We start from the raw sequence: 26674 nt of genomic DNA on the forward strand, positions 1-26674 counted from the left end.
TGGCCCCAAAAATCTCGTGCGTGTATGATACCCGAGCTCAACCCATTTAGCTAAATCCGTGGTGTCCGGGACTATCCATGCAGCCGTATCAGCGCGACTTCATCCGTTTTGCCATCGATCGCGGGGTACTGCGTTTCGGTGAATTCACCCTGAAATCGGGGCGTACCAGCCCGTATTTCTTCAATGCCGGCCTGTTCAACACCGGTTCCGCCCTGGCCGAACTGGGCCGTTGCTATGCCGCAGCCATCGTCGACAGCAAGATCCCGTTCGATGTGCTGTTCGGCCCGGCCTACAAGGGTATCCCGCTCGCAGCGACAACTGCCGTGGCCCTTGCCGATCAGCATCAGCTCGATGTGCCATGGTGCTTCAACCGCAAGGAAGCCAAGGACCACGGTGAAGGTGGCAGCCTGGTCGGTGCACCGCTGGCCGGTGACGTACTGATCATCGACGACGTGATCACCGCCGGTACCGCCATTCGTGAGGTCATGCAAATCATCAATGCCCAGCAGGCCAAGGCCGCTGGCGTGCTGATCGCGCTGAACCGCGAAGAGCGTGGCAATGGCGAGCTGTCGGCGATCCAGGAAGTGGAACGCGACTTCGGTATTCCGGTGGTCAGCATCGTTTCGCTGACCCAGGTGCTGGAGTTCCTGGCCGATGACCCGCAGCTGAAGCAGCATCTGCCGGCGGTCGAGGCTTACCGGGCGCAGTACGGTATCTGATTCGGGCCTGGAAATGAAAAAGGCGACCTTCTTGTGAAGGTCGCCTTTTTTTGTGTCGCCTGTTCCGGCCTCTTCGCGGGCATGCCCGCTCCCACAAATACCCCACAGGTTTCATATCTTGTGGGATCTCTGTGGGAGCTGGCTTGCCGGCGATAGGGCCAGTGCAGGCTAACCAACCAATCAGCGCTGCTTGCGGTTGGTAATCAGGGTACCCACGCCGCTGTCGGTGAAGATCTCCAGCAGCACCGCATTCGGCACGCGGCCGTCGATGATGTGGGAGCTATTCACACCGCCCTGCACGGCATCCAGCGCGCACTTGATCTTCGGCAGCATGCCGCCGTAGATGGTGCCGTCGGCGATCAGTTCATTGACCTGCTCGGTGGTCAGGCCGGTCAGTACCTCGCCCTGCTTGTCCATCAGGCCGGCAATGTTGGTCAGCAGCATCAGCTTCTCGGCCTTCAGCGCCTCGGCTACCTTGCCCGCCACCAGGTCGGCGTTGATGTTGTACGACTCACCGTTGGCACCCACGCCGATCGGCGCGATCACCGGGATGAAGTCGCCCTTCACCAGCATGTTCAGCAGGTCGGTGTTCACACTCACCACTTCGCCCACGTGGCCGATGTCGATGATTTCCGGGGTGGTCATCTCGGGCGTCTGGCGGCTGACGGTCAGCTTGCGGGCGCGGATCAGCTCCGCGTCCTTGCCGGTCAGGCCGATGGCGCTGCCGCCGTGGCGGTTGATCAGGTTGACGATGTCCTTGTTGACCTGGCCACCCAGCACCATCTCCACCACGTCCATGGTCGCCGAGTCGGTGACGCGCATGCCGTCGATGAAGTGGCTTTCGATCGACAGGCGCTTGAGCAGGTCGCCGATCTGCGGGCCACCACCGTGGACCACCACCGGGTTGATGCCCACAGCCTTCATCAGCACGATGTCACGGGCGAAGCCGGTCTTGAGCTCCTCGCTCTCCATCGCGTTGCCGCCGTACTTGATCACCAGGGTCTTGCCGACAAAGCGGCGGATGTAAGGCAGTGCTTCGGACAAAACCTCGGCTACATGGGAAGCGGCATCGCGATCGAGGGTCATGCAGGGCTCCTGTAAGGAACAGATAGTCGGTCAGAACGGCAGTTGCAGCTCAGGCTCAACCCGCAGCAACTGGGTACGGAAAACATCCTTGATACGTTGCAATTCGGCGTCGCTGTCAGCCTCGAAGCGCAGCACCAGCACCGGGGTGGTGTTGGAGGCGCGAACCAGGCCCCAGCCGTGGGCGTAGTCCACCCGCACACCGTCGATGGTGGTCAGGTTGGCTTCGCCCCAGTCGGCGTCGCGTTGCAGTGCATCAATGATGCTGAATTTACCCTCGTCGGTCACATCAATATTGATTTCCGGCGTGGAAATATCGTTCGGGAACGCGGCGAACAGGTTTTCGGCACTCTTCCCGGCCTTGCTGAGGATCTCCAGCAGGCGCGCGGCGCTGTAGATGCCGTCGTCGAAACCGTACCAGCGTTCCTTGATGAAGATGTGACCGCTCATCTCGCCGGCCAGCAGCGAGCCGGTCTGCTTCATTTTCTTCTTGATCAGCGAGTGGCCGGTCTTCCACATCAGTGCGCGGCCGCCGTGCTGCTCGATCAGCGGGGTCAGGCGACGGGTGCACTTCACGTCGAAAATGATCTCGGCACCCGGGTTGCGCGACAGTACGTCCTGGGCAAACAGCATCAGCAGGCGATCGGGGTAGACGATGCTGCCGGTGTTGGTCACCACGCCGACGCGGTCGCCGTCACCGTCGAAGGCCAGGCCGATGTCGGCACCGGTTTCCTTGACCTTGGCGATCAGGTCTTCGAGGTTCTCCGGCTTGCCCGGGTCCGGGTGGTGGTTGGGGAAGTTGCCGTCGACTTCGCAGAACAGCGGGATCACTTCGCAGCCCAGGGCTTCGATCAGTTGCGGCGCGACCACGCCGGCGGCACCGTTGCCGCAGTCCACGACCACCTTGAGCTTCTTGGCCAGCTTCACGTCCTCGACGATCTGCTGGAAGTAGCGGTCAAGGATCTCGACCTTTTCCACGCGGCCTTCGGCGAGGGTCAGGTCGTTGGTTTTCAATCGGGTCAGCAGGGCCTGGATCTGTTCGTTGGCCAGGGTATCGCCAGCGATGACGATCTTGAAGCCGTTGTAGTCAGACGGGTTGTGGCTACCGGTCAGCATCACGCCGGACTTGCCGGCCAGCACGTTGGCTGCGTAATACAGGGCGGGGGTGGGCACCAGACCGACGTCGCTGACCTGGCAGCCGGCATCGACCAGGCCCTTGATCAGCTGTTCGACCAGCATCGGGCCGGACAGGCGGCCATCGCGGCCGACCGAAACCTGCGGTTCGCCCTGGGCCAGGCTCTGCGCGCCGATGGCGCGGCCGATCCAGTAGGCGGTTTCGGCGTGAAGGGTTTTGCCGACCACGCCGCGAATGTCATACGCGCGGAAAATGCTGTCTGGCAGTGCGGCGGGGACCAGGTGGGCCATGTCGTTCATCTCTGGAAGCTCCATTAGTCAAAGGCTTTCTGGGCAGGCGCAAACTGAACGCTTGGACGGTGGTTTCGCCAGAGAGTTCGCCATCCTTGGCCTGAACGGTCATTTCTCGGCTCAGTGGCTGCCGGAATGGCCGAAGCCGCCAGCGCCGCGCTGGCTTTCATCGAACGCTTCGACGATGTCGAAATGGGCCTGTACCACCGGTACCAGCACCAGCTGGGCAATGCGCTCGCCAACGGCGATGGTGAACGGTGTGTTGCCGCGGTTCCAGCACGACACCATCAACTCGCCCTGGTAGTCCGAGTCGATCAGCCCGACCAGGTTGCCCAGCACGATGCCGTGCTTATGGCCCAGGCCCGAGCGCGGCAAGATCACCGCCGCCAGGCCAGGGTCGCCGATGTAGATCGACAGGCCGGTGGGGATCAGCAGGGTCTGGCCTGGCTCGAGGACGGTGTCTTCCTTGAGCAGGGCGCGCAGGTCCAGGCCGGCGGAGCCGGGGGTGGCGTACTGCGGCAGGGGGAATTCGGTGCCCAGGCGTGGGTCGAGGATCTTGGCTTGAAGAGCGTGCATGTAACTTATTGAACCTGATTGAGTCGTTCGGCGATGAAGGCGACCAGTTGCCGGGCAATCTTGCCCTTGCTGGTCTGCGCGAAGAGGGTCTGGTGCTGCTGGCGGTCGATCACGGTCAAGGCGTTTTCCTCGCTGTTGAAGCCGATGCTGGGGTTGGCCACATCATTGGCGACGATCAGGTCGAGGTTCTTGTCCTTTAGCTTGCGCGTGGCGTAATCGAGCAAGTGCTCGGTCTCGGCGGCGAAACCGACGCTGAACGGGCGGTCGGCGCGGCCAGCGATGGTGGCAAGGATATCGGGATTGCGCACCATCTGCAGCAGCATGCCGTCGCCGGTCGTAGGATCTTTCTTCAGTTTTTGCGTGGCAACGACTTCCGGGCGGTAGTCCGCTACCGCCGCAGAGGCAATGAACAGGTCGTATGGCATGGCCGCTTCACAGGCCGCGAGCATGTCCCGCGCGCTGACCACGTCGATACGGCTGACCCGGTCGGGGGTCGGCAGGTGCACCGGGCCGGTGACGAGGGTGACCCGAGCCCCGGCTTCGGCGGCGGCTTCAGCCAAGGCGAAGCCCATCTTGCCGGAGCTATGATTGGTGATGTAGCGCACCGGGTCGATGTTTTCCTGGGTCGGGCCGGCAGTGATCAGCACGTGCTTGCCGGTCAGGGCCTGGCGCTTGAAGCTTTCCGCGGCACACCAGGCCAGGTCGGTGGCTTCGAGCATGCGGCCCAGGCCGACGTCGCCACAGGCCTGGCTGCCGGACGCTGGGCCGAACACCTGGATGCCCCGGCTCTTGAGCAGTTCGAGGTTGGCCTGGGTGGCCGGGTCGCGCCACATGGCCTGGTTCATGGCCGGGGCCACGGCGACAGTGGCATCGGTAGCCAGTACCAAGGTGGTCAGCAGGTCGTCGGCCATGCCTTGGGCCATGCGCGCCATGAGGTCGGCGGTGGCCGGGGCGATCAGCACCAGGTCAGCCCACTTGGCCAGTTCGATGTGGCCCATGGCCGCTTCGGCGGCAGGGTCGAGCAGGTCCATGTGCACCGGGTGGCCTGACAGCGCTTGCAGGGTTAGCGGGGTGATGAACTCTGCACCACCACGGGTCATGACGACGCGCACCTGCGCGCCGTGCTCCAGGAGTCGGCGAATCAGTTCGGCGCTTTTGTAGGCGGCAATGCCGCCACCCACGCCGAGAACGATGCGCTTGCGATACAGCCGCTGCATAGGCTTGCCTTTTTCCAGTGAGAGCGGGCGACGACGTTTGAAAATGCCTGCGGCGGAACGTCGCATGTACGAGGCGAAATAGATTAACACAGGGCCGAAATGGGCCGCAGCAAGGGCAGAGGAGCGGGATGAATATCAGGGAGTGGCCGGCTGAAGAGCGGCCGAGGGAGAAGTTGCTGCAGCGCGGGGCGGCAGCGCTGTCGGATGCCGAACTGCTCGCCGTGCTGTTAGGGTCGGGGGTTGCCGGGCGGAATGTGCTGGACCTTGCGCGGGGGCTGCTGGGGCGTTTTGGTGGGCTCAGGCAGTTTCTCGAGGCCGATCGCGCAGCAGTGCTTCGCGAGCCGGGCATTGGCGCTGTGAAATACGCACAGTTGCAGGTGCTTTTGGAAATTGGCCGGCGTTATCTGGATGAGGACATCGAGCGCGCAGCGGCTCTCGAAAGCCCAGCGGCGGTGCGGCGTTATCTCAAGGCCATGCTGCGCCATGAGATCAGTGAAGTATTCGGTTGCCTGTTTCTGGATACCAAGCACCGGCCGTTGGCGTTCGAGATCCTGTTCAGGGGCACGATAGACCGGGCGAGTGTTTACCCGCGGGAGGTAGTGCGGCGGGCACTGCTGCACAACGCGGCGGCGTTGATCCTGTGCCACAACCATCCTTCAGGCAACAACGAGCCGAGCCAGGATGATGTGCATTTGACCCTGTCGTTGAAGCGGGGGCTGGCGTTGATCGATGTGCGGGTGCTGGATCACATCATCATCGGTGACGGGGAGCCGCTGTCGATGGTCGAGCATGGGTGGATTGTGGCTTAGGCACTTGTGCTGTCTGTCCCGGCCTTTTCGCGGGTAAACCCGCTCCTACAGGAATAGTGCCATGTTGAAAGTTGGCGAGGTCCCTGCGGGCAAGCCCGCGAAGAGGCCGGTGCAGGCTTATTTGTTCACTGATACCTTGCTGAAATCCAACCGCCCGAACGGGCTCACCTGGTACCCCTCGACCCCCTGGCGCAGCAGCGTCGCCGCTGTCGGGTGCGCCAGCGGCACCCACAGCGCCTGTTGCTGGATCAGCGTCTGTGCCTGCTGGTAAAGCCGGCTGCGCACACTCTGGTCGTTGGTGGTGCGCCCGGCGCTGATCAACTGGTCCAGGCGGCTGTCGCAGAAGCGTGCGAAGTTGGTCCCCGACTTCACCGCGGCGCAGGAAAACTGCGGGCTGAGGAAGTTGTCCGGGTCGCCGTTGTCGCCCGCCCAGCCCATGAACAGCAGGTCATGCTCGCCCGCCTTGGCGCGGCGGATCAGCTCGCCCCACTCGATCACGCGGATCTCTGCCTTGACGCCAATCTTGGCCAGGTCGGCCTGCAGCATCTGCGCACCGAGGCTGGGGTTAGGGTTGAGCAGGCTGCCCGACGGGCGGGTCCAGATCGTGGTGCTGAAGCCCTCGGCCAGGCCGGCCTTGGTCAGCAGGGCCTTGGCTTTCTTCAGGTCCAGCGGGTAGCCGGGCAGGTCCTTGGCGTAGCTCCAGGTATTGGGCGGGTAGGGGCCGTTGGCGGCCACCGCGGAGTCTTCGAACACGGCCTTGAGGTAGGCCTGCTTGTCGAAGGCCAAGTTGATGGCCTGACGCACCTCCGGCTTGTCCAGCGGCGGGTGCTGGCTGTTGATGGCGACGAAGGCGGTCATGAACGCCGGGGTGGTGGCCACCTTGAGGTTGCCGTCCTTGCCAGCTTCGGCAATGTCCAGCGGCTTGGGCGACAACGCGACCTGGCACTCGCCGCGCTTGAGCTTCTGCAGGCGCACGTTGGCATCGGTGGTGATGGCGAAGATCAGCGGGTCGACCGCCGGCTTGCCGGCGAAGTAGTCAGGGTTGGCGCGATAGCGTACTACGGCGTCCTTCTGGAAGCGCTGGAAGATGAACGGCCCGGTGCCGATCGGCTGGCTGTTGAGCTTCTCCGGCGTGCCGGCCTTGAGCAGTTTGTCCGCGTACTCGGCGGAGTAGATCGATGCGAAGCCCATGCTCAACGTGGCCAGGAACGTGGCGTCCGGGTGGTTGAGGGTGAAGCGCACGGTGTTTGGCGCGGGTGCCTCGATCGCCTTGATCAGGCTGCCTAGTTGCAGCGACTGGGCATGCGGGTAGCCGCCCGGCGCGGTCTTGTGCCAGGCATGGGCGGGGTAGAGCATGCGCTGGAAGCTGAACAGCACATCGTCGGCGTTCAGTGGGCGGCTTGGCTTGAAGTAGGCGGTGGTGTGGAAGTTCACATCATCGCGCAGGGTGAAGTCGTAGATCAGGCCGTCGGCCGATACCGTCCAGCTGGCCGCCAGGCTCGGCACCACCTTGCCTTGCGCCGCGTCGAACTCCACCAGGCGGTTCATCAGCACATCGGCTGTGGCGTTGGTGGTGGTCAGTGAGTTGTACTGCACCACGTCGAAGCCTTCGGGGCTGGCCTCGCTGCAGACGCTCAGCGGGGCGGCCTGGGCAACGCTGGCGGCGATCAGGGCGCCTGCGGCGAACAAGGAGTTGAACAATAAGGAAAGGGCGGCGGCACGCATAGTGGCTCCTTGGCTATCAGTGGCCCATCTGCCAGTGCAGTCTGGAAAAGGCCTACCCTAGTGTGCTCGTCGGGAAATGACCACACCCTTTTTTACAAAATTGGCGACGAGCGGTCGACGGCTGGCGGGGCCTGCCGCTATGCTGGCCCGGCGCGTCGGGGCTCGTGTCAATATTCATCTAATGTTGTTGCGGCCGAGTCTTTCTGGTATAAAGCAGCGCTCTTTTCTAGGGGCTCGGCCTGTCGCATCAGCGAATGCGGCCGATAAGACCTCCAGAATCACGGCGCCCAGGCGCCAAAGACTGAGAGATTAAGCGGCCAACCCATGCCGGGTTGGGCATGTGGTTTTAGAGGGCTGAGTCATGTCGAGAGTCTGTCAAGTTACTGGTAAGGGTCCAGTAACCGGGAACAACATTTCCCACGCAAACAACAAAACCCGTCGTCGTTTCCTGCCGAACCTGCAGCACCACCGTTTCTGGGTTGAATCCGAGAAGCGTTTCGTGCGTCTGCGCGTATCTGCCAAAGGCATGCGCGTTATTGACAAGCGTGGTATCGACGTAGTGCTGGCCGAGCTGCGCGCTCGCGGCGAAAAGTTCTAAGGAGAACGTCATGCGTGAATTGATCCGTCTGGTTTCGAGTGCTGGCACTGGCCACTTCTACACCACCGACAAGAACAAGCGCACCACTCCGGACAAAATCGAGATCAAGAAATACGATCCGGTTGTTCGCAAGCACGTGGTGTACAAGGAAGCCAAGATCAAGTAATTGATCGGCGACCTGAAAAAACCCGCCTCCGAAAGGATGCGGGTTTTTTTATGCCTGTTCGGGCCTCAGATCATTTCTGCTCGAACATCACATAGATCTTGCGGCAAGGCTCCAGCACCTCCCAGGTGCCCTTGAAGCCGGCCGGGATGACAAACCGGTCACCGGCGCGAAGGGTCTTGGCTCCGCCGTCCTGGTCACGCAGCACCGAAACGCCCTGGACGATCTCGCAGTACTCATGCTCCGTGTAGTTCACCGTCCACTGCCCGACCTCGCCTTCCCACACGCCCGCGGCAAACTGCCCGCACGGGCTGGAATAATGATTGTAGACCGCCTGGTCTGGCTCGCCCTTGAGGATTTTTTCCGCCGCCGGGCGGTAGCGTTCGGCCTCGGTAATGACCTGCGCGAAGTCGATTATGCTGTCGATACTCATGGTTCGGCTCCTGTTGTTGTTTAATAAAATGCACATGAGTAGGCTTTTGAGCCTTTCGTGTCAAATATATTGATAGTTTACACCGGCTGGTTTAGGGTGTCGGTAGCCAAAATGCCCTCGACGCTGGGGCAGAATTCTGACAACGCCTGTGAGTCCTCAGTGCGGCGTTGCACCTAAACAAGAGGAGGAGTTTCGTATGACCACCCTGACTCGTGCGGACTGGGAACAACGTGCCCAGCAACTGAAGATCGAAGGCCGTGCCTTCATCAACGGCGAATACACCGATGCCGCATCTGGTGAAACCTTCGAGTGCCTGAGCCCGGTCGACGGACGCTTCCTGGCCAAGGTTGCCAGCTGCGATCTGGCCGATGCCAACCGCGCTGTGGAAAACGCCCGTGCCACCTTCAACTCCGGCGTGTGGTCGCAGCTGGCCCCGGCCAAGCGCAAGGCCAAGCTGATCCGCTTCGCCGACCTGCTGCGCAAGAACGTCGAAGAGCTGGCGCTGCTGGAAACCCTGGACATGGGCAAGCCGATCGGCGACTCCTCCAGCATCGACGTACCTGGCGCGGCCAATGCCATCCACTGGACTGCCGAAGCCATCGACAAGGTCTACGACGAAGTCGCCCCGACCCCGCATGACCAGCTCGGCCTGGTCACCCGCGAAGCGGTGGGTGTGGTCGGTGCCATCGTACCGTGGAACTTCCCGCTGCTGATGGCCTGCTGGAAGCTCGGCCCGGCCTTGGCCACCGGTAACTCGGTAGTGCTCAAGCCGTCCGAAAAGTCGCCGCTGACGGCCATTCGCATCGCCCAGCTGGCCATCGAAGCCGGTATCCCGGCTGGCGTGCTGAACGTGCTGCCAGGCTACGGCCACACCGTGGGTAAGGCCCTGGCCCTGCACATGGACGTCGACACCCTGGTATTCACCGGTTCGACCAAGATCGCCAAGCAGCTGATGGTTTACGCGGGCGAATCGAACATGAAGCGCATCTGGCTGGAAGCCGGCGGCAAGAGCCCGAACATCGTCTTCGCTGACGCTCCGGACCTGCAAGCTGCCGCCGAAGCTGCCGCCAGCGCCATCGCCTTCAACCAGGGCGAAGTGTGCACCGCCGGCTCGCGCCTGCTGGTCGAGCGTTCGATCAAGGACAAGTTCCTGCCGATGGTGGTCGAGGCCCTGAAAGGCTGGAAGCCAGGCAACCCGCTGGACCCACAGACCACCGTCGGTGCCCTGGTCGACACCCAGCAGATGAACACCGTGCTGTCGTACATCGAGGCTGGCCACAAGGACGGCGCCAAGCTGCTGGCTGGCGGCAAGCGCACCCTGGAAGAAACCGGTGGCACTTATGTCGAGCCGACCATCTTCGACGGCGTGACCAACGCCATGAAGATCGCCCAGGAAGAAATCTTCGGCCCGGTGCTGTCGGTGATCGCCTTCGATACCGCCGAAGAAGCCGTCGCCATTGCTAACGACACGCCGTATGGCCTGGCCGCTGGCATCTGGACTTCGGACATCTCCAAGGCCCACAAGACCGCCCGCGCCGTGCGCGCTGGCAGCGTCTGGGTCAACCAGTACGACGGCGGCGACATGACCGCGCCGTTCGGTGGCTTCAAGCAGTCGGGCAACGGCCGTGACAAGTCGCTGCATGCGCTGGAGAAGTACACCGAGCTGAAGGCGACCTGGATCAAGTTGTAATCCCGTGGGGCCGCTTCGCGGCCCATTCGCGGCACAAGGCCGCTCCTACAGGGGTATGCGTTTCCCTGTAGGAGCGGCCTTGTGCCGCGAATGGGCTGCAAAGCAGCCCCAAGAACTCAAGAGGTCAAGGATGCGTTGGGGTACCTACTTCGCCGTACTGGCATCGGTGCTAAGCGTCGGGCTGGCACTCGGCGTGAGCATGCCGCTGGTATCCCTGCGCCTGGAGGCCTGGGGCTACGGCAGCTTCGCCATCGGTGTGATGGCCGCGATGCCGGCGCTGGGCGTGCTGGTAGGTGCCAGCCTGGCCAGCCGCCTGGCCGGCTGGGTCGGTGTGCCCTCAGCCATGCGCCTGTGCCTGTGGGGCGGGGCGCTGTCGATTGGCCTGGTCGCACTGCTGCCCAGTTACCCGCTGTGGCTGCTGCTGCGGTTGCTGATCGGTATGTCGCTGACCGTGGTGTTCATACTGGGTGAAAGCTGGATCAATCAGCTGGTAGTCGAGCAATGGCGTGGCCGCCTGGTGGCGCTGTACGGCAGCAGCTATGCCCTAAGCCAGCTGGCCGGGCCGCTGGTGCTGGGCTTTCTTGGCTCGGATGACGACTTCGGCTTCTGGGCCGCTACCGGCCTGCTGCTGGTGGCGCCGCTGATTCTCCTGGGCCGTGGCGGGGCACCCAGCACAGAGGCCTGCAGCGTCACCTTCGGCGACCTGTTCGCCTTCTGCCGGCGCTTGCCGGTGATCGCCTGGGCCATTGCCCTGTTTGCCTCGTTCGAGGCAATGATCCTGACCTTGCTGCCGGTGTATTGCCTGCAACAGGGCTTCAACACCGAAATCGCCCTTTTCATGGTCAGTACCGTGGTGGTGGGCGACGCGGTGCTGCAGCTGCCCATCGGTGCGCTGGCCGATCATATGTCGCGGCGCGCTCTGTTCACTGGCTGTGCGGTCACTCTTCTGGTATCCAGCCTGGCGATCCCGGTGCTGCTGCATACACCAGCGATCTGGCCACTGTGGGTGCTGTTCGGGGCCAGTGCGGGGGGCTTGTTCACCTTGTCGCTGGTGCTGATTGGTGAGCGCTACCGGGATGATGCGCTGGTGCGGGCCAACGCCCATGTGGCGCAGCTGTGGGGTATTGGCTGCCTGCTCGGGCCGCTGCTGGCCGGGGCCGGCAGCCAGTGGATCAGCGGGCATGCGTTGCCGTTGCTGATGGCTGCGGGGGCTGCGGGGTTGGTGGTGTTGACCCGGCGGCGCGGGGCGTTTGAGCCGGCTTCTGCCTGATGGATTTTGGGGCCGCTATGCGGCCCATCGCGACGCAAGGCCGCTCCTACAGGAGATACGCGATCCCATGTAGGAGCGGCCTTGCGTCGCGATGGGCTGCAAAGCAGCCCCAAAATCGCCGCTACAACATCTTCTCCAGGCCAACCGCCTTGCTGATCCAGGCATTGAACCGCCGCCAAATCCCGCCCGGCTCGGACGTGAGCATGCGTCGCCTGCCATTTTCCTCGGTCACCCACACCATCTGGTTACCCACCAGCGTCGGCTGGTAGCTCAAGGCCGGGGCCATGCCCTGTACCGCCAGCGCGCGGGTGTACTCGGCCAGCTCCGGGCTGTCCACCAGCACCCCGACCTCGGTATTCCACAACACCGAACGTGGGTCGAAGTTGAACGAGCCGATGAAGGTCTTGCGCCGGTCGAACACGATCGCCTTGCTGTGCAGGCTCGAGTCGGAGCTGCCATGGAAGCTCAAGCTGTGTCTGGCGCTGGGGTCACCGGGTTGGCGGCGCAGTTCGTACAGCTGCACGCCATGCTCCAGCAGCGCCCGCCGATACGGCGCATAGCCGCCATGCACTGCCGGCACGTCGGTGGCTTCCAGCGAGTTGGTCAGCAGTTTGACCGAGATACCCGCGTCTGCGCTGTGGATCAGGTACAGCAGGCCGGACTCGCCGGGTACGAAGTACGCCGATACCAGGATCAGCTCGTGTTGCACCTTGCTCAAGTCAGGGGCCAGTTGCTGGGTCAGCAGCAGTTGCGGGTCCGGTTCGTCATCGGCCAGCACCTTGCTCGGCGCATCCCACAGCGCCTGGGCATGGGCCCAGACCAGTTCGTTGCGCCACACATCCAGGCGCGGCTGCGACTGGTAGGCCATCAAGCGGTCATACAGGGCTTTGCGCTGGGTCCTGGCTTCGGCCAGTGAAATTTCCAGGCGGTGGCGGCTGGCGCGCAGGTCGCTGGCATCCGGGTCGCGCCAGAGAAAGTCGGTAATCGGCCGGCTCAGGGCGCTGTTCCAGTATTGGTCGAAACTGTGGCCGAGCTGTTCGGCCACCGGGCCGACACCCAGCAAGTCGATGTCGGTGAAGTTGAGGTTGGGTTCGGCATCGAAATACTCATCGCCCAGGTTGCGCCCGCCGACGATGGCCATGCTGTTGTCCACCAGGAACAGTTTGTTGTGCATGCGCCGATGCTGGCGCGACAGGTTGAACAGGCGGCCCACCGCGCGCGTCACGCCGGTGCTGCGGCCCAGGTGTAGCGGGTTGAACACGCGTATCTGGATGTTCGGGTGGGCATCGAGGGTGCCCATGATGACGTCCAGGCCATCGCTTGTGGTGTCGTCGAGCAGGATGCGCACACGCACGCCACGGTCGGCGGCGCGCAGCAGTTCATGAACCAGTGCACGAGTGCTGAGGCCATCGTGGACGATGTAGTACTGCAGGTCGATGCTCGCCTGGGCGTTGCGGATCAGTTCGGCACGGGCGCGGAACGCCTCGTTGCTGTTGGGCAGCAGGCGAAAGCCCGAGCGGCCGTCGTACGGCGCGGCCTGGCGCAGTACCGAGCGGCCGAAGGCCGAGTCGTTGGCGGGTAACGCCTGGCTGGTTTCGCGGGGCGTGCCGACGCTGGCACAGCCGGCAAGACCAAGCAGTAGCACCAGCAGCAGAGGCAGGGCTCGCTGGAGTCTCAAGGGTGGATCGTCCTGTGCAGCAAAGGCTTAAATGGTTGGACCGTGGCGGGCGGCGCAAAGTTACGCGCCGGCGCTTTCTTCTTCCAGTAGACGAAGGGCGGTTTCACCAACCCTGCGCACGGCAGCTTCGATCTGCGGCGTGGGCCGTGCGGCGAAGTTCATGCGCAGGCAGTGGCGGAACTTGCCCGAGGCCGAGAAAATACTGCCCACGGCAACCTGCACGTCCTGCTCCAGTAAAGCCCGGTTCAGGCGCAGCGTATCGAAATGTTCGGGTAATTCCACCCACAGCATGAAGCCACCTTGCGGTCGACTGACCCGGGTGCCCGCCGGGAAGTAGCGGGTCACCCAGTCGCTCATCAGGTCGCGGCCACGCTGGTACTGGCTGCGCATGCGCCGTACGTGGGGCTGGTAGTGCCCGTCGGCGATGAAGTCGGCAATGGCCAACTGTGGCTGGCTGGCCGTGCTTCCGGTGCTGATGTATTTCATGTGCAGCACCCGCTCCAGGTAACGACCGGGTGCCACCCAGCCTATCCGCAGACCGGGGGCGAGGGTCTTGGAGAACGAACTGCAAAGCAGCACGCGGCCGTCGTCGTCAAACGACTTGAGGGTGCGTGGGCGCGGGTAGGTGTAGGCCAGGTCGCCATATACATCATCTTCGAGGATCGCCACGTCGTAGCGCTGTGCCAGGCTCAGCAGGGCCTTCTTGCGGGCCTCGGGCATGATGTAGCCGAGCGGGTTGTTGCAGCTGGGGGTGATCTGGATGAGCTTGATCGGCCACTGCTCCAAGGCCAGCTCCAGCGCCTCCAGGCTGATGCCGGTGACCGGGTCGGTGGGGATCTCCAGGGCTTTCATGCCCAGGCCCTTGAGGGTCTGCATGGCGCCGTGGAAGCTGGGCGAGTCGACCGCGACGATATCGCCCGGCTCGCACACCGCGCGAATGCTGCATGACAGCGCCTCATGGCAGCCGGTGGTTATCACCAGGTCGGCCGGGCCCAGGCGGCAGCCGGAGTCGAGCGTCAGCCGGGCCACCTGTTCGCGCAGGGCCAGGTTGCCGTGGATGTTGTCGTAGTACAGGCCGGGCATGTCCTGCCGCCGGCTCAGCTGGGCGAGGCTGCGCAGCAGTGGCTTGAGGGTGGGGCTGTCGATGTCGGGCATGCCGCGGCCGAGCTGGATCACGCCTTGGCGTGGGGTGCTGCGCACCAGTTCCAGCACCTGCTCCCATTGCGAGATGTCCACCGGGCGCTGGGCCGGGCGGCTGACGGCGGGCAGGGCTGGCAGGTGGCGGTGGTCGTTGACGAAGTAGCCGGACTTGGGCCGGGGCGAGACCATGCCGCTGTCTTCCAGCATGCGGTAGGCCTGCTGCACGGTGCTCAGGCTGACCCCGTGCTCCACACTCAGGGCGCGCACTGACGGCAGGCGCTGGCCGGGGCGGTAGAGGCCCTGTTCGATACGGGCACCGAGCAGTTCGGCGAGGTTCAGGTAAAGGGTCACGGCATACTCCTGCGCTGTAATAGCGTGGCGACCGGTACAGTTGCGCTGAAAATACAGCATTCAGTCGGCCTGCGGCCAATTCTGTATGGGAATAATAAGGCTGTATTGGATCTGTATTGCCGGTGCTGTCGACGCGCATGCTTTCTCCACAGTATCAACTGAACGAGAGGATGCGGTGATGGGTGGCATGAGCGATGTGCGCTTGCAACTGTTGGCCAAGGAACTGGAAGCCGGGCAGCAAGCCAAGGTGTTCAACGCGCCGGAAGGGTTGGGGCGTTGGGGGCTGATGCTGCATCGCTGGCACACCCGCAGGGCGCTGCTGCAGTTGACTGATGACGAGTTGCGCGATATCGGGCTGAGCTGGGAGCAGGCCCGGGCCGAGGGGCGTAAGCCCTTCTGGAAAGACTGAAGTTCATACCGGTTTTTGAAGACTGTACAGTCCCTGTGGGAGCGGGCGTGTCGAGGCGTCGAACCGCCGCGAAACAGGCGACGCGGTGGCTGGCACCGGCTTCGCCGGTGTTCGCGGGCATGCCCGCTCCCACAGGGCAGGTGCGGTGGCTCAGATCAGCTCTTTCAGGCGATGCCACAGCATCCCCAGCGCCAGCAGCGGCGAGCGCAGGTGCTTGCCGCCGGGGAAGGTGATGTGCGGCACCTTGGCAAACAGGTCGAACCGCCCGCTTTCCTGGCCGCTGATGGCTTCGCCGAGCAGGCGCGCAGCCAAGTGGGTGGCGTTGAGCCCATGGCCGGAGTAGGCCTGGGCGTAATACACGTTCGGCTGGCTGGCCAGGCGGCCAACCTGTGGCAGGCGGTTGGCGCCGATGCCGATCATGCCGCCCCACTGGTAGTCGATGTGCACGTCGGCCAGTTGCGGGAATACTTTGAGCATCTTCGGCCGCATGTAGGCGGCAATGTCCTTAGGGTCGCGGCCCGAATAGTGGCAGGCACCGCCGAACAACAGGCGCTGGTCGGCGGACAGGCGGTAGTAGTCCAATGCCACGCGCTGGTCACATACCGCCATGTTCTGCGGCAACAGCGAACGGGCACGTTCCTCGCCCAGCGGCTCGGTGGCGATGATGTAGCTGCCGGCTGGCAGCACCTTGCCGCCCAGTTCGCGGTTGAGGTCGTTGTGGTAGGCGTTGCAGCACAGCACCAGAGTCTTGGCGCGTACCCGGCCTTGGGCGGTGTGTACCTGTACTTCCGGGCCGTAGTCGATGCGTGTGACCTCGGACTGCTCGAACAGCTTCACGCCCAGGCGGCTGGCCACGGCAGCCTCCCCCAGGGCCAGGTTGAGCGGGTGCAGGTGCCCGGAACCCATGTCGACCAGCCCGCCGACATAGCAGTCGGCGCCGACCACGCTGTGGATATCGTCCTTGCCGACCAGGCGCAGTTCATGTGCGTAGCCAAGGCTGCGCAGTTCTTCAGCATCCTCCGCAAAGCCCAGCAGTTCGGCGGGTTTGTTGGCCAGGTCGCAATAACCCCAGGTCAGGTCGCAAGCGATGGCATGCCTTTCGACACGCTCGCGGACGATCTGCACGGCTTCCAGGCCCATCAGTTTCAGGCTGCGCACGCCTTCCTCGCCGATGACCGGGAGGAACTGCTCCAGGCCGTGGCCGACGCCACGGATCAGTTGCCCACCATTGCGCCCGCTGGCGCCCCAACCGAGCTTGCGCGCCTCCAGCAGGATGACCGAAAAGCCGCGCTCGGCCAGTTCGATGGCGGTGTTCAGGCCCGAGTAGCCGCCGCCAACGATACACACGTCGGCGCTGTGCTCGCCTTGCAGGAAGGAGTGGTCGGGGTGTGGCGCGCTGCTGGCGGCGTAGTAGGAGGCGGCGTGCTGCGCGCTGTGGATCATTGGGCAGGTCCTGAGGCTGGTGGGCTGAGGGGGAGGAGGATAAGCCGGGGCTTCGGGGAGGGGCAACCGGCCTCATCGCCGGCAAGCCAGCTCCCACAGGGTCCGCGTGGCACTTGAGACCGACGATGTACCTGTGGGAGCCGGCTTACCGGCGATTGGCCTTATAATTCAACCTCAGTTCTCAGACTTGTACCCAAGCCATGTCCTGCAACCGCCACAAGATCCACTTCCTGCGCGAACTCATCCCTTCCTTCGAGTGCGAGCCCGGCTGCCACGATTGCTGCGGCCCGGTCACCACTTCGGCGGAAGAAATGGCCCGCCTGCCGCGCAAGTCCCAGGCCGAGCAGGACGCCGCCCTGGAGCGCCTGGACTGTGTGCACCTGGGCCCCAACGGCTGCACGGTGTATGAAGAGCGCCCGATGATCTGCCGCCTGTTCGGCACCACCCCGCGCCTGGCCTGCCCGCGTGGCCGTGGCCCTGAACAGATGATCGAGCCCGCTGCCGAGCAGCTGGTCCACCAGTTCATTGCCACCACCCGCCAGGTGCTTGTCTGACTTCAGTCCGGGATCGGCAGGCAAAGGCTCTCTTTCACCTCTTCCATCACGATGTAGCTCTTCGATTCGCGCACGTGCGGCAGCTTCAGCAGGATGTCGCCGAGCAGCTTGCGGTAAGAGGCCATCTCGGAAATACGCGCCTTCACCAGGTAGTCGAAGTCGCCTGAAACCAGGTGGCATTCCAGCACGTGGGGCAGTTTCAGCACCGCGCGGCGGAACTCCTCGAAGGTGTCGCCCGATTTGTAGTCCAGGCTGATTTCCACGAACACCAGCAGGCTGCCCTTGAGGTGCTGCGGGTTCAGGCGGGCGTTGTAGCCCATGATGATGCCCTCGCGCTCCAGGCGGCGGACCCGCTCGGTGCAAGGGGTGGTGGAAAGCCCAACTTTCTCGCCCAGTTCGGTGAAGGAAATACGCCCGTCATTCTGCAGGATACGCAGGATGTTACGGTCGATCTTGTCCAGTTCACGCTTGCTCTGGTGCTGGGTTCTCATAGGGGATGCCCCTCCGTGAAAGGCGATTTTGCCGAGAATTCTCGCCAATAATAGGCTTTTATATAGTGAATTGCACTGCCTTCAAATTCCTATACTGCGCGCATTCATGCCATTTCAATAAAAGTCTGCGGCGCGCCGCGTGCGAGGGATAAAACGATGCGAGTTCTGGTACTTGGTAGCGGTGTGATCGGAACCGCCAGTGCCTACTATCTGGCCCGGCAAGGTTTCGAAGTAACGGTGGTCGATCGCCAGCCGGCGGTGGCCATGGAAACCAGCTTTGCCAACGCCGGCCAGATCTCGCCCGGCTATGCCTCGCCCTGGGCCGCCCCAGGCGTGCCGCTGAAGGCCATCAAATGGCTGCTGGAGCGCCACGCGCCCCTGGCCATCAAGCTCACCGGCGACGTCGACCAGTACCTGTGGATGGCACAGATGCTGCGCAACTGCACCGCCAGCCGTTACGCGGTGAACAAGGAGCGCATGGTGCGCCTGTCCGAGTACAGCCGTGACTGCCTCGACGAACTGCGCGCCGAAACCGGCATCGCCTACGAAAACCGCAGCCTGGGCACCACCCAGCTGTTCCGTACCCAGGCCCAGGTGGATGCCGCGGCCAAGGACATTGCCGTTCTGGAGCAGTCCGGCGTGCCTTACGAGCTGCTTGACCGCGACGGCATTGCTCGCGTCGAACCGGCCCTGGCTGGCGTCAAGGACATCCTGGCCGGCGCCCTGCGCCTGCCAAACGACCAGACTGGCGACTGCCAGCTGTTCACCACCAAGCTTGCCGAAATGGCCGTGAAGCTGGGCGTGGAGTTCCGCTTCGGCCAGGACATCCAGCGCCTGGACTTCGCGGGTGACCGCATCAATGGCGTGTGGATCGACGGCAAGCTGGAAACCGCCGACCGCTACGTGCTGGCGCTGGGCAGCTACTCGCCGCAGATGCTCAAGCCGCTGGGCATCAAGGCCCCGGTATACCCGCTGAAGGGCTACTCGCTGACCGTGCCGATCACCAACGCCGACATGGCCCCGACCTCGACCATTCTCGACGAGACCTACAAGGTCGCCATTACCCGTTTCGACAACCGTATCCGCGTCGGCGGCATGGCTGAGATCGCCGGTTTTGACCTGTCGTTGAACCCGCGTCGGCGCGAAACGCTGGAGATGATCGTCAACGACCTTTATCCTCGCGGCGGTGATCTGAGCCAGGCCAGCTTCTGGACCGGCCTGCGCCCGGCGACCCCGGACGGCACGCCGATCGTTGGTGCCACGGCGTTCCGCAACCTGTTCCTGAACACCGGTCACGGTACTTTGGGCTGGACCATGGCGTGCGGTTCCGGTCGCCTGCTGGCCGACCTGATTGCGCGCAAGAAGCCGCAGATCAGTGCCGAAGGCCTGGACATTTCCCGTTATGGCAACAGCCCGGAAGTGGCCAAGCACGGGCAGACTGCGCCGGCTCACCAGCAGTAAGTTCGCCTGTACCGGCCTCTTCGCGGGCTCGCCCGCTCCCACAGGAACACCACAGATATTGAAAACTGTGCAGTACCTGTGGGAGCGGCCGAGCCCGCGAAGAACCCAACACCGTTTTCAACCTGTGAACCACCATAAGGCAGCCGCCATGCGTCCCGCCCGCGCCCTGATCGACCTCCAGGCCCTGCGCCACAACTACCGTCTGGCCCGTGAACTGACCGGTGCCAAAGCCCTCGCCGTGATCAAGGCCGACGCCTACGGCCACGGCGCCGTGCGCTGTGCCCTGGCCCTGGAGGCCGAAGCCGACGGCTTTGCCGTGGCCTGCATCGAAGAAGCGCTGGAACTGCGCGCCGCCGGTATCAAGGCCCCGGTGCTGCTGCTGGAAGGTTTCTTCGAAGCCAGCGAACTGGCCCTGATCGCCGAGCACGACCTATGGTGCGTTGTGCACTCGCTGTGGCAACTGGAAGCGATCGAAAAGACCCAGCTGCACAAGCCGCTCAGCGTCTGGCTCAAGCTCGACAGCGGCATGCACCGCGTCGGCCTGCACCCCAAGGACTACCACGAGGCCTACCAGCGCCTGCTGGCCAGCGGCAAGGTCGCGCGCATCGTGCTGATGAGCCACTTCGCTCGCGCCGACGAACTGGATGCCGACGCTACCGCCCAGCAGATCGCCGTGTTCGAGGCCGCACGCCAGGGCCTGGCCGCCGAGTGCAGCCTGCGCAACTCCCCCGGTGTGCTGGGCTGGCCGCAGGCCCCTAGCGACTGGGTACGCCCGGGCCTGATGCTGTACGGTGCCACACCGTTCGAAGTGGCCCAGGCCGAGGCCGAGCGCCTGCAACCGGTGATGACCCTGCAATCGCGGGTGATCAGCCTGCGCGAACTGCCTGCCGGCGAGCCGGTGGGCTATGGCGCCAAGTTCGTCAGCCCACGGCCAACCCGCGTTGGTGTGGTTGCCATGGGCTATGCCGATGGCTACCCGCGCCAGGCGCCCAACGGTACCCCAGTGCTGGTCGCCGGCAAGCGCACCCAACTGATCGGCCGGGTGTCGATGGATATGCTCAGCATCGACCTGACCGACGTGCCAGAAGCCACCGTCGGCAGCCCGGTCGAACTGTGGGGCAAACATGTGCTGGCCAGTGAAGTGGCTGCGCACGCGGGTACCATTCCGTACCAGATTTTCTGCAACCTGAAGCGGGTACCTCGGGACTACATCGGCGAATGACACGCTGAAGCGGACAGGTTGAGGGGCGGTGTGTTGTAAATACTGAACGGCATTGCCATGATATCGTTCACATCCACCCCCCTTTCCACCGTTTCAGGAGGCTCCAGCTTTGGACGTCGGCGAACGACTGCAAGCCATCCGCAAGCTCAAGGGCCTGTCCCAGCGTGAACTCGCCAAGCGTGCCGGCGTGACCAACAGCACCATCTCGATGATCGAGAAGAACAGCGTGAGCCCGTCGATCAGCTCGCTGCGCAAGGTGCTGAGCGGCATTCCCATGTCCATGGTCGAGTTCTTCTCGGTCGAACTGGAACCTGAAAGCCCCACGCAGATCGTCTACAAGGCTCATGAGCTGATCGATATCTCCGACGGTGCGGTGACCATGAAGCTGGTCGGCAAGTCGCACCCCAACCGTGCCATCGCCTTTCTAACCGAGGTGTACCCACCGGGTGCCGACACGGGCGCCGAAATGCTTACCCATGACGGGGAGGAAACCGGCATCCTGCTCGAAGGCCGCCTGGAGCTGGTAGTCGGCAACGAGATCTTCATCCTTGAAGAGGGTGACAGCTACTACTTCGAAAGCACCCGCCCACACCGTTTTCGCAACCCGTTCGACCGGCCGGCGCGGTTGATCAGTGCGGCGACGCCTTCAAACTTTTGATCCAGCGCAGTGCATTGATTCGGCAATACCCCTTTCCCGTGTGGGGTCGTTTCACGGCCTCTGGGTTCCCGCTATACTTTTCAACGCTCGCCGATCCGTGGCCGCGAGCGTGATTAGCCACCATGAGGGTGTTCGCGTGAACCAAATCAAGAAGATGCTGGCCGTACCAGCAGCCGTATTCGCCCTCTGGGCAATGAGCGCAACCGCTGCGACCAATGATGACATCGCCAAGCGCCTGGAGCCGGTTGGCCAGGTGTGCGTCCAGGGCCAGGAGTGCAAGGGCATGGAAGTGGCCGCCGCCGCAGGTGGCGGTGGTGCCAAGACGCCGGACGAGATCATCGCCAAGCACTGCAATGCCTGCCATGGCTCCGGCCTGCTCGGCGCACCGAAAATTGGCGATACCGCGGCGTGGAAGGAACGCGCCGACCACCAGGGCGGCCTGGACGGCATCCTGGCCAAGGCCATTACCGGCATCAACGCCATGCCACCGAAAGGCACCTGCGCAGACTGCTCGGATGACGACCTGAAAGGGGCGATCAAGAAGATGTCCGGGCTGTGAGAAACAGCTGAATTGCATGAAGCCCGCCGTTGATGGCGGGCTTTGTTTTTGTGGCGCCTTTACCGGCCCTTTCGCGGCTAAAGCCGCTCCCACAGGTACAGTGCAGGCTTCAAGGATTGTGGGGTCCCTATGGGAACTCACAGGTGCAGCACAGGACTCAAGGGCAGTGAGGTCTCTGTAGGAGCGGCTTTAGCCGCGAAAGGGCCGGCACAGGCAACCAACCCACCAAAGCCCATGTCCAACCCCTGAACCCATGGATGTCTCAGGAGGCCCCGATGCACCTCTGCTCCATCGACCAGGCCGTCGAGCAAGTCCTGTCGCGCCTGCCAGCCCATATCCACATGGGCCTGCCGCTGGGCCTGGGCAAGCCCAATGCCTTCGTCAATGCGCTTTACGCCCGCATCCGCGAGCTGCCCGAACGGCAGCTGACCATCTACACGGCCCTGTCCCTCGGCCGCCCGCCACTGGGGGATGGCCTGCAGCGGCGCTTTCTCGAGCCCTTCGTCGAGCGCGTCTTCGCCGACTATGAAGAACTTACCTACCTCGCCGACCTGCGCAATGACAGCCTGCCGCCGAACATCCAGGTTGAACAATTCTTCATGCAGCCCGGCAGCCTGCTGCATAGCGATTCGGCCCAGCAAAGCTACATCAGCAGCAACTACAGCCACGCAGCACGTGACATCAACGCCAAGGGCCTGAACCTGATTGCGCAGTTGGTGGCCGCCACGCCCGAGAGGCCGGTGCACCTGAGCCTGGCCTGCAACCCCGACATCACCCTCGACCTGCTGCCGATGATCGCCAAGCGCCGCGCCGCCGGCGAGACCATCCTCATGCTCGGCCAGGTGCATGCCGAGCTGCCTTACATGCCGGGTGACGCCGAGCTACCCATCGATGCGTTCGACCTGCTGATCGATACAGCCGAGCAACGCCGCCTGTTCTCCACGCCGAACATGCCGGTCAACACCCAGGACCACTGCATCGGCCTGCACGCCAGCAGCCTGGTTCGCGACGGCGGCACGCTACAGATCGGCATTGGTGCCATGGGCGATGCGGTAGCTGCCGCACTGCTGGCGCGCCAGGGTGACAACGCCGATTATCGTGCCGTGCTCGACGCGCTGGGTGCTGGCTCGTGGCAAGCGCTGATCGAACGGGAAGGGGGCCTGGATACCTTCGCCCAAGGCCTGTACGGCTGCAGCGAGATGTTCGTCAACGGCTTGCTGGCGCTGGCCGAAGCGGGCCTGTTGCGGCGCCCGGCGGACGAGCAGGTGGCGGCAGAGCTGCATGGCGGTTTCTTCCTCGGCCCCCAGGCGTTCTACCAGCGCTTGCGCGACATGCCGCTGGAACAGCGCGCACGGTTTGCCATGACTCGTATCAGCTTCATCAACGAGCTGTACGGGCAGGAGGAGCTCAAGCGCCGGCAACGCCGCGATGCGCGCTTCATCAACAGCGTATTCGGCATGACCCTGCTTGGCGCTGGGGTGGCTGACCAGCTGGAGGATGGCCGAGTACTCAGTGGCGTGGGCGGGCAGTACAACTTCGTCGCCCAGGGCCATGCGCTTGAGGGCGGGCGTTCGATCCTGCTGCTGCGCAGCTGGCGTGAGGCGGGCGGGGAGGTGACCTCGAACCTGTTCTGGAACTATGGCCATTGCACCATCCCCCGGCACCTGCGCGATATCGTGGTGACCGAGTACGGCATTGCCGACCTGCGTGGGCAGACCGACAGCGAGGTGATTGCGCGGTTGCTGGCGGTATGTGATTCGCGGTTCCAGCAGGGGCTGATCGAGCAGGCAAAGGATGCCGGCAAGCTGGCCAAGGATTTTCAACTGGAGGCGTGCTTTACCGACAATACGCCGCAGCGGCTGGAGGCGATCAGGGCGCGGCATTCGCGGTTGTTCCCGGAGTATCCGCTGGGCACGGACTTTACGGCTGAAGAGCGGGATTTGCTGCGGGCGCTGAACTGGTTGAAGAGCAAGTTCAAGCTGAGCGAGGTGCTGGAGCTGGGCAAGGCAGCGCTGGATGCGCCGGGGCCGGAGGGCTATGCGAGGCATCTTGTGCGGATGCAGCTGGATCAGCCGCAGGGGCTGAAGGAAGAGCTTTACCAGCGGTTGCTGCTGGCGGGGTTGGCGGCAACCGGATGAATTGCCGGGGCTGCTTTGCAGCCCATCGCCGGCAAGCCAGCTCCCACAGGTACTGCGCAAGGCTTGGGTCCTGCGAGCTCCCCGTGGGCGCTGGCTTGCCGGCGATAGGGCCGCTACAGGCTTACTCGATGAAGCTGACCACACCACCTTCCAGCGACTTCACCCGGGCCAGCGACTCGACGCGATAGCCCTGGCTGTCCAGCTCGGCACGGCCGCCCTGGAACGACTTCTCGATCACGATACCCAGGCCGGCCACGGTGGCGCCGGCCTGCTTGATGATCGAGATCAGGGCCTGCGACGCCTTGCCGTTGGCCAGGAAGTCGTCGATCACCAGCACGCGGTCGCTGCTGTTGAGGTGACGCGGCGAGATGGCCACGGTGTTCTCGGTCTGCTTGGTGAAGGAATACACCGAGGCGGTCAGCAGGTTCTCGGTCAGGGTCAGCGACTGGTGCTTGCGGGCGAAGATCACCGGCACGCCCAGCTTCAGGCCAGTCATCACCGCCGGGGCAATGCCCGAGGCTTCGATGGTGACGATCTTGGTCACGCCCGCGTCGGCGAACAGGCGGGCGAACTCGTCACCGATCAGCTGCATCAGCGCCGGATCGATCTGGTGGTTGAGAAACGCGTCGACTTTGAGAACCTGATCGGAAAGCACGATGCCTTCTTCGCGAATCTTCTGATGCAGTGCTTCCACTTTGTTTTCCTCGATGTAGCAAAGGTGGCCGCAAATAGCGGCAAAGTTAAAGAGTAATGGTTGATCAGCGTTTGAGCATTGCCCGGATATCGGCCAAGGCGTTGTTGCCCCGTGCAGCCTTTACCTCGACCGGCGCATCGTCCAGGCCTTCCCAGGCCAGGTCGTCCGGTGGCAGTTCGTCGAGGAACCGGCTGGGCGTGCAGTCGATGATTTCACCGTACTGCTTGCGCTTGGCGGCGAAGGTGAAGGCCAGGGTCTGGCGCGCGCGGGTGATGCCCACGTAGGCCAGGCGGCGTTCCTCTTCGATGGTGTCGGCCTCGATGCTGGAGCGGTGCGGGAGGATTTCCTCTTCCATGCCCATGATGAACACGTAGGGGAATTCCAGGCCCTTGGAGGCATGCAGGGTCATCATCTGCACACCTTCGGCGTTCTCTTCCTCTTCCTGCTGGCGCTCGAGCATGTCGCGCAGCACCAGCTTGCCGATGGCGTCCTCGATGGTCATGTCACCCTCTTCGTCCTTCTCGAGGGTGTTCTTCAGCGCTTCGACCAGGAACCAGACGTTGCTGATGCGGAACTCGGCAGCCTTGTCGCTGGCGGTCTGCTGACGGATCCAGTTCTCGTAGTCGATATCGCGGATCATCTCGTGCAGCGCGGCAATCGGGTCTTCCAGGGCAACCTTGTGGCGCACCCCGTCCAGCCAATGCTTGAAGCGCTGCAAACGCTCGGTGTAGCGGGCGTCCAGATGCTCGCCCAGGCCAAGCTCCTCGCTGGCGGCGTACATCGAAATACCGCGCTCGGTGGCGTAGTTGCCGAGCTTTTCCAGGGTGGTGGAGCCGATTTCGCGGCGCGGTACGTTGATCACCCGCAGGTAGGCGTTGTCATCGTCCGGGTTCACCAGCAGACGCAGGTAGGCCATCAGGTCCTTGACCTCCTGGCGGCCGAAGAAGCTGTTGCCGCCCGACAGGCGATACGGCACCTGGTGGTGCTGCAGCTTCAGTTCGATCAGCTTGGCCTGGTAGTTGCCGCGGTAGAGGATGGCAAAGTCGCTGTACGGGCGGTTGGTGCGCAGGTGCAGGGTGAGGATTTCCATGGCCACGCGTTCGGCCTCGGCTTCCTCGTTCTTGCAGCGGATGACGCGGATCTCGTCGCCCACGCCCATCTCGCTCCACAGCTGCTTCTCGAACGCGTGCGGGTTGTTGGCAATCAGCACGTTGGCGCAGCGCAGGATGCGGCTGGTGGAGCGGTAGTTCTGCTCCAGCATCACCACCTTCAGGGAGGGGTAGTCCTCCTTGAGCAGCATCAGGTTTTCCGGCCGGGCGCCACGCCAGGCATAGATCGACTGGTCGTCGTCGCCCACCACGGTGAACTGGTTGCGCATGCCGATCAGCATCTTCACCAGCAGGTACTGGCTGGCGTTGGTGTCCTGGTATTCGTCCACCAGCAGGTAGCGCACGCGGTTCTGCCAGCGCTCCAGCACATCGGGGTGTTCCTGGAACAGCTTGACCGGCAGCAGGATCAGGTCGTCGAAGTCCACCGCGTTGAACGCCTTGAGCGTGCGCTGGTAGTGGGTGTAGACGATGGCGGCAGTCTGCTCGCGCGGGTTGCGCGCCTTCTCCAGGGCCTCGGCGGGCAGGATCAGGTCGTTCTTCCAGGCACCGATCATGTTCTTGATCTCGTCGATGCCGTCGTCGCCGGAGTATTCCTTCTGCATGATGTCCGACAGCAACGCCTTGATGTCGGACTCGTCGAAGATCGAGAAACCCGGCTTGTAGCCCAGGCGCTCGTGCTCCCTGCGGATGATGTTCAGGCCCAGGTTGTGGAATGTGCACACAGTCAGGCCGCGGCCTTCCCCCGGGCGCAGCAGGGTGGCGACCCGTTCCTTCATCTCGCGGGCGGCCTTGTTGGTGAAGGTCATCGCCACGATGTACTGGGCACGGATGCCGCAGTTCTGGATGAGGTGGGCAATCTTGCGCGTAATCACGCTGGTCTTGCCCGAGCCTGCACCGGCGAGCACCAAAAGAGGGCCGCCGACATAGTCACGGGCTTCCTGCTGCCGGGGATTGAGTCGGGACATGCTAGAAACCGGGGGTCGCCAGAAAATAGCCGCGCATTCTAACAGGCATGGGGCGTTTGTGGCGCGACCGTCTGACGTCTGAGTCAAATATGTA

Annotated in this window: 24 protein-coding genes and 1 pseudogene; 13 read left to right on the forward strand and 12 right to left on the reverse strand. The window is 63.5% G+C overall.

Annotation, left to right across the window (positions count from 1 at the left end; translation table 11 throughout):
* The first annotated feature begins 77 nt into the window (after positions 1-77).
* Entirely contained in the window at positions 78-719 is a 642-nt protein-coding gene (gene pyrE, locus CAG18_RS18185) for an orotate phosphoribosyltransferase (protein WP_003253405.1), read from the forward strand.
* 180 nt (positions 720-899) lie between these two features.
* Here the strand turns inward: pyrE and argB are convergent, their stop codons facing one another.
* From argB to coaBC, 4 genes and pseudogenes are all read right to left on the reverse strand, one after another.
* Positions 900-1805, reverse strand: coding sequence for an acetylglutamate kinase (gene argB / locus CAG18_RS18190; RefSeq protein WP_003258198.1), 906 nt, complete (start codon positions 1803-1805; stop codon positions 900-902).
* A gap of 30 nt (positions 1806-1835) precedes the next feature.
* A pseudogene (locus tag CAG18_RS18195) lies at positions 1836-3203 on the reverse strand (phosphomannomutase/phosphoglucomutase); the annotation flags it as partial.
* Positions 3204-3347: 144 nt separating this feature from the next.
* Positions 3348-3803: a dUTP diphosphatase gene (gene dut / locus CAG18_RS18200; protein WP_015272329.1), complete on the reverse strand. Its 456-nt coding sequence runs from the start codon at positions 3801-3803 to the stop codon at positions 3348-3350.
* Positions 3804-3808: 5 nt separating this feature from the next.
* Positions 3809-5020, reverse strand: coding sequence for a bifunctional phosphopantothenoylcysteine decarboxylase/phosphopantothenate--cysteine ligase CoaBC (gene coaBC, locus CAG18_RS18205; protein ID WP_085721318.1), 1212 nt, complete (start codon positions 5018-5020; stop codon positions 3809-3811).
* A gap of 128 nt (positions 5021-5148) precedes the next feature.
* Here coaBC and radC point away from each other — a divergent pair, with 128 nt between their 5' ends.
* On the forward strand, positions 5149-5829 hold the full coding sequence (gene radC / locus CAG18_RS18210; RefSeq protein ID WP_054572025.1) for a DNA repair protein RadC: 681 nt from the start codon (positions 5149-5151) through the stop codon (positions 5827-5829).
* A gap of 117 nt (positions 5830-5946) precedes the next feature.
* Here radC and CAG18_RS18215 read toward each other — a convergent pair whose 3' ends face one another.
* The gene (locus tag CAG18_RS18215; protein ID WP_085721319.1) at positions 5947-7554 is read right to left on the reverse strand and encodes an ABC transporter substrate-binding protein; all 1608 of its coding nucleotides are present in this window, start codon (positions 7552-7554) and stop codon (positions 5947-5949) included.
* A 361-nt stretch (positions 7555-7915) separates the two neighbouring features.
* Here CAG18_RS18215 and rpmB point away from each other — a divergent pair, with 361 nt between their 5' ends.
* Both rpmB and rpmG read left to right on the forward strand, forming a co-directional pair.
* Positions 7916-8152, forward strand: a complete 237-nt coding sequence (gene rpmB / locus CAG18_RS18220; RefSeq protein ID WP_003258972.1) for a 50S ribosomal protein L28 — start codon at positions 7916-7918, stop codon at positions 8150-8152.
* A gap of 10 nt (positions 8153-8162) precedes the next feature.
* The gene (gene rpmG / locus CAG18_RS18225) at positions 8163-8318 is read left to right on the forward strand and encodes a 50S ribosomal protein L33 (RefSeq protein ID WP_003253507.1); all 156 of its coding nucleotides are present in this window, start codon (positions 8163-8165) and stop codon (positions 8316-8318) included.
* A 70-nt stretch (positions 8319-8388) separates the two neighbouring features.
* Here rpmG and CAG18_RS18230 read toward each other — a convergent pair whose 3' ends face one another.
* Complete coding sequence (locus CAG18_RS18230) at positions 8389-8748, reverse strand: cupin domain-containing protein (RefSeq protein ID WP_003258971.1); 360 nt, start codon at positions 8746-8748, stop codon at positions 8389-8391.
* A gap of 196 nt (positions 8749-8944) precedes the next feature.
* On the opposite strand from CAG18_RS18230, the gene CAG18_RS18235 reads away from it, so the two are divergent.
* Positions 8945-10438, forward strand: coding sequence for an aldehyde dehydrogenase (locus CAG18_RS18235; protein WP_013974786.1), 1494 nt, complete (start codon positions 8945-8947; stop codon positions 10436-10438).
* A gap of 130 nt (positions 10439-10568) precedes the next feature.
* Positions 10569-11708 carry an MFS transporter gene (locus CAG18_RS18240; protein ID WP_085721320.1) on the forward strand — a complete coding sequence of 380 codons (1140 nt, stop codon included), beginning with the start codon at positions 10569-10571 and terminating at the stop codon, positions 11706-11708.
* A 121-nt stretch (positions 11709-11829) separates the two neighbouring features.
* Here CAG18_RS18240 and CAG18_RS18245 read toward each other — a convergent pair whose 3' ends face one another.
* Positions 11830-13386, reverse strand: a complete 1557-nt coding sequence (locus tag CAG18_RS18245) for a phospholipase D family protein (RefSeq protein ID WP_085721321.1) — start codon at positions 13384-13386, stop codon at positions 11830-11832.
* Between the two features lie 60 nt (positions 13387-13446).
* On the reverse strand, positions 13447-14877 hold the full coding sequence (locus CAG18_RS18250; RefSeq protein ID WP_178075733.1) for a PLP-dependent aminotransferase family protein: 1431 nt from the start codon (positions 14875-14877) through the stop codon (positions 13447-13449).
* Between the two features lie 178 nt (positions 14878-15055).
* Here CAG18_RS18250 and CAG18_RS18255 point away from each other — a divergent pair, with 178 nt between their 5' ends.
* Positions 15056-15286 carry a DUF1127 domain-containing protein gene (locus CAG18_RS18255; protein ID WP_015272324.1) on the forward strand — a complete coding sequence of 77 codons (231 nt, stop codon included), beginning with the start codon at positions 15056-15058 and terminating at the stop codon, positions 15284-15286.
* A 150-nt stretch (positions 15287-15436) separates the two neighbouring features.
* On the opposite strand, the gene CAG18_RS18260 is transcribed toward CAG18_RS18255, so the two are convergent.
* Complete coding sequence (locus CAG18_RS18260; RefSeq protein WP_085721323.1) at positions 15437-16729, reverse strand: FAD-binding oxidoreductase; 1293 nt, start codon at positions 16727-16729, stop codon at positions 15437-15439.
* 200 nt (positions 16730-16929) lie between these two features.
* Here CAG18_RS18260 and CAG18_RS18265 point away from each other — a divergent pair, with 200 nt between their 5' ends.
* Positions 16930-17283, forward strand: a complete 354-nt coding sequence (locus CAG18_RS18265; RefSeq protein WP_013974780.1) for a YkgJ family cysteine cluster protein — start codon at positions 16930-16932, stop codon at positions 17281-17283.
* A gap of 2 nt (positions 17284-17285) precedes the next feature.
* Here CAG18_RS18265 and dadR read toward each other — a convergent pair whose 3' ends face one another.
* Positions 17286-17774 carry a transcriptional regulator DadR gene (gene dadR, locus CAG18_RS18270; protein ID WP_003258963.1) on the reverse strand — a complete coding sequence of 163 codons (489 nt, stop codon included), beginning with the start codon at positions 17772-17774 and terminating at the stop codon, positions 17286-17288.
* Between the two features lie 156 nt (positions 17775-17930).
* Here dadR and dadA point away from each other — a divergent pair, with 156 nt between their 5' ends.
* The 5 genes from dadA (at position 17931) to CAG18_RS18295 (ending at position 23812) form a co-directional block, all read left to right on the forward strand.
* Complete coding sequence (gene dadA / locus CAG18_RS18275) at positions 17931-19235, forward strand: D-amino acid dehydrogenase (protein ID WP_013974779.1); 1305 nt, start codon at positions 17931-17933, stop codon at positions 19233-19235.
* Between the two features lie 148 nt (positions 19236-19383).
* Positions 19384-20457: an alanine racemase gene (gene alr, locus CAG18_RS18280; protein WP_085721324.1), complete on the forward strand. Its 1074-nt coding sequence runs from the start codon at positions 19384-19386 to the stop codon at positions 20455-20457.
* A 109-nt stretch (positions 20458-20566) separates the two neighbouring features.
* Positions 20567-21115 carry a cupin domain-containing protein gene (locus tag CAG18_RS18285; RefSeq protein ID WP_013974777.1) on the forward strand — a complete coding sequence of 183 codons (549 nt, stop codon included), beginning with the start codon at positions 20567-20569 and terminating at the stop codon, positions 21113-21115.
* A 154-nt stretch (positions 21116-21269) separates the two neighbouring features.
* Complete coding sequence (locus CAG18_RS18290; RefSeq protein ID WP_038408395.1) at positions 21270-21674, forward strand: cytochrome c5 family protein; 405 nt, start codon at positions 21270-21272, stop codon at positions 21672-21674.
* Positions 21675-21949: 275 nt separating this feature from the next.
* Positions 21950-23812, forward strand: coding sequence for an acetyl-CoA hydrolase/transferase C-terminal domain-containing protein (locus tag CAG18_RS18295; protein WP_085721325.1), 1863 nt, complete (start codon positions 21950-21952; stop codon positions 23810-23812).
* A 121-nt stretch (positions 23813-23933) separates the two neighbouring features.
* On the opposite strand, the gene CAG18_RS18300 is transcribed toward CAG18_RS18295, so the two are convergent.
* Together CAG18_RS18300 and rep are read right to left on the reverse strand one after the other, a co-directional pair.
* The gene (locus CAG18_RS18300) at positions 23934-24506 is read right to left on the reverse strand and encodes a xanthine phosphoribosyltransferase (RefSeq protein ID WP_003253535.1); all 573 of its coding nucleotides are present in this window, start codon (positions 24504-24506) and stop codon (positions 23934-23936) included.
* 64 nt (positions 24507-24570) lie between these two features.
* Complete coding sequence (gene rep, locus CAG18_RS18305) at positions 24571-26580, reverse strand: DNA helicase Rep (protein ID WP_015272320.1); 2010 nt, start codon at positions 26578-26580, stop codon at positions 24571-24573.
* Between the last annotated feature and the right edge of the window lie 94 nt (positions 26581-26674).

The sequence above is a fragment of the Pseudomonas sp. B22(2017) genome, from assembly GCF_002113105.1.
Taxonomy (GTDB): domain Bacteria; phylum Pseudomonadota; class Gammaproteobacteria; order Pseudomonadales; family Pseudomonadaceae; genus Aquipseudomonas; species Aquipseudomonas asiatica.

Bases quoted from the DNA above. Each gene is read 5' to 3' on its own strand.
- CAG18_RS18235 (WP_013974786.1), top strand. From the start codon at position 8,945: ATGACCACCCTGACTCGTGCGGACTGGGAACAACGTGCCCAGCAACTG.
- rep (WP_015272320.1), bottom strand. From the start codon at position 26,580: ATGTCCCGACTCAATCCCCGGCAGCAGGAAGCCCGTGACTATGTCGGC.
- CAG18_RS18265 (WP_013974780.1), top strand. From the start codon at position 16,930: ATGTCCTGCAACCGCCACAAGATCCACTTCCTGCGCGAACTCATCCCT.
- rpmG (WP_003253507.1), top strand. From the start codon at position 8,163: ATGCGTGAATTGATCCGTCTGGTTTCGAGTGCTGGCACTGGCCACTTC.
- alr (WP_085721324.1), top strand. From the start codon at position 19,384: ATGCGTCCCGCCCGCGCCCTGATCGACCTCCAGGCCCTGCGCCACAAC.
- dadR (WP_003258963.1), bottom strand. From the start codon at position 17,774: ATGAGAACCCAGCACCAGAGCAAGCGTGAACTGGACAAGATCGACCGT.
- CAG18_RS18295 (WP_085721325.1), top strand. From the start codon at position 21,950: ATGCACCTCTGCTCCATCGACCAGGCCGTCGAGCAAGTCCTGTCGCGC.
- CAG18_RS18290 (WP_038408395.1), top strand. From the start codon at position 21,270: ATGCTGGCCGTACCAGCAGCCGTATTCGCCCTCTGGGCAATGAGCGCA.
- dut (WP_015272329.1), bottom strand. From the start codon at position 3,803: ATGCACGCTCTTCAAGCCAAGATCCTCGACCCACGCCTGGGCACCGAA.
- radC (WP_054572025.1), top strand. From the start codon at position 5,149: ATGAATATCAGGGAGTGGCCGGCTGAAGAGCGGCCGAGGGAGAAGTTG.
- argB (WP_003258198.1), bottom strand. From the start codon at position 1,805: ATGACCCTCGATCGCGATGCCGCTTCCCATGTAGCCGAGGTTTTGTCC.
- CAG18_RS18260 (WP_085721323.1), bottom strand. From the start codon at position 16,729: ATGATCCACAGCGCGCAGCACGCCGCCTCCTACTACGCCGCCAGCAGC.
- pyrE (WP_003253405.1), top strand. From the start codon at position 78: ATGCAGCCGTATCAGCGCGACTTCATCCGTTTTGCCATCGATCGCGGG.
- CAG18_RS18230 (WP_003258971.1), bottom strand. From the start codon at position 8,748: ATGAGTATCGACAGCATAATCGACTTCGCGCAGGTCATTACCGAGGCC.
- CAG18_RS18255 (WP_015272324.1), top strand. From the start codon at position 15,056: ATGGGTGGCATGAGCGATGTGCGCTTGCAACTGTTGGCCAAGGAACTG.
- rpmB (WP_003258972.1), top strand. From the start codon at position 7,916: ATGTCGAGAGTCTGTCAAGTTACTGGTAAGGGTCCAGTAACCGGGAAC.
- dadA (WP_013974779.1), top strand. From the start codon at position 17,931: ATGCGAGTTCTGGTACTTGGTAGCGGTGTGATCGGAACCGCCAGTGCC.
- CAG18_RS18240 (WP_085721320.1), top strand. From the start codon at position 10,569: ATGCGTTGGGGTACCTACTTCGCCGTACTGGCATCGGTGCTAAGCGTC.
- CAG18_RS18215 (WP_085721319.1), bottom strand. From the start codon at position 7,554: ATGCGTGCCGCCGCCCTTTCCTTATTGTTCAACTCCTTGTTCGCCGCA.
- coaBC (WP_085721318.1), bottom strand. From the start codon at position 5,020: ATGCAGCGGCTGTATCGCAAGCGCATCGTTCTCGGCGTGGGTGGCGGC.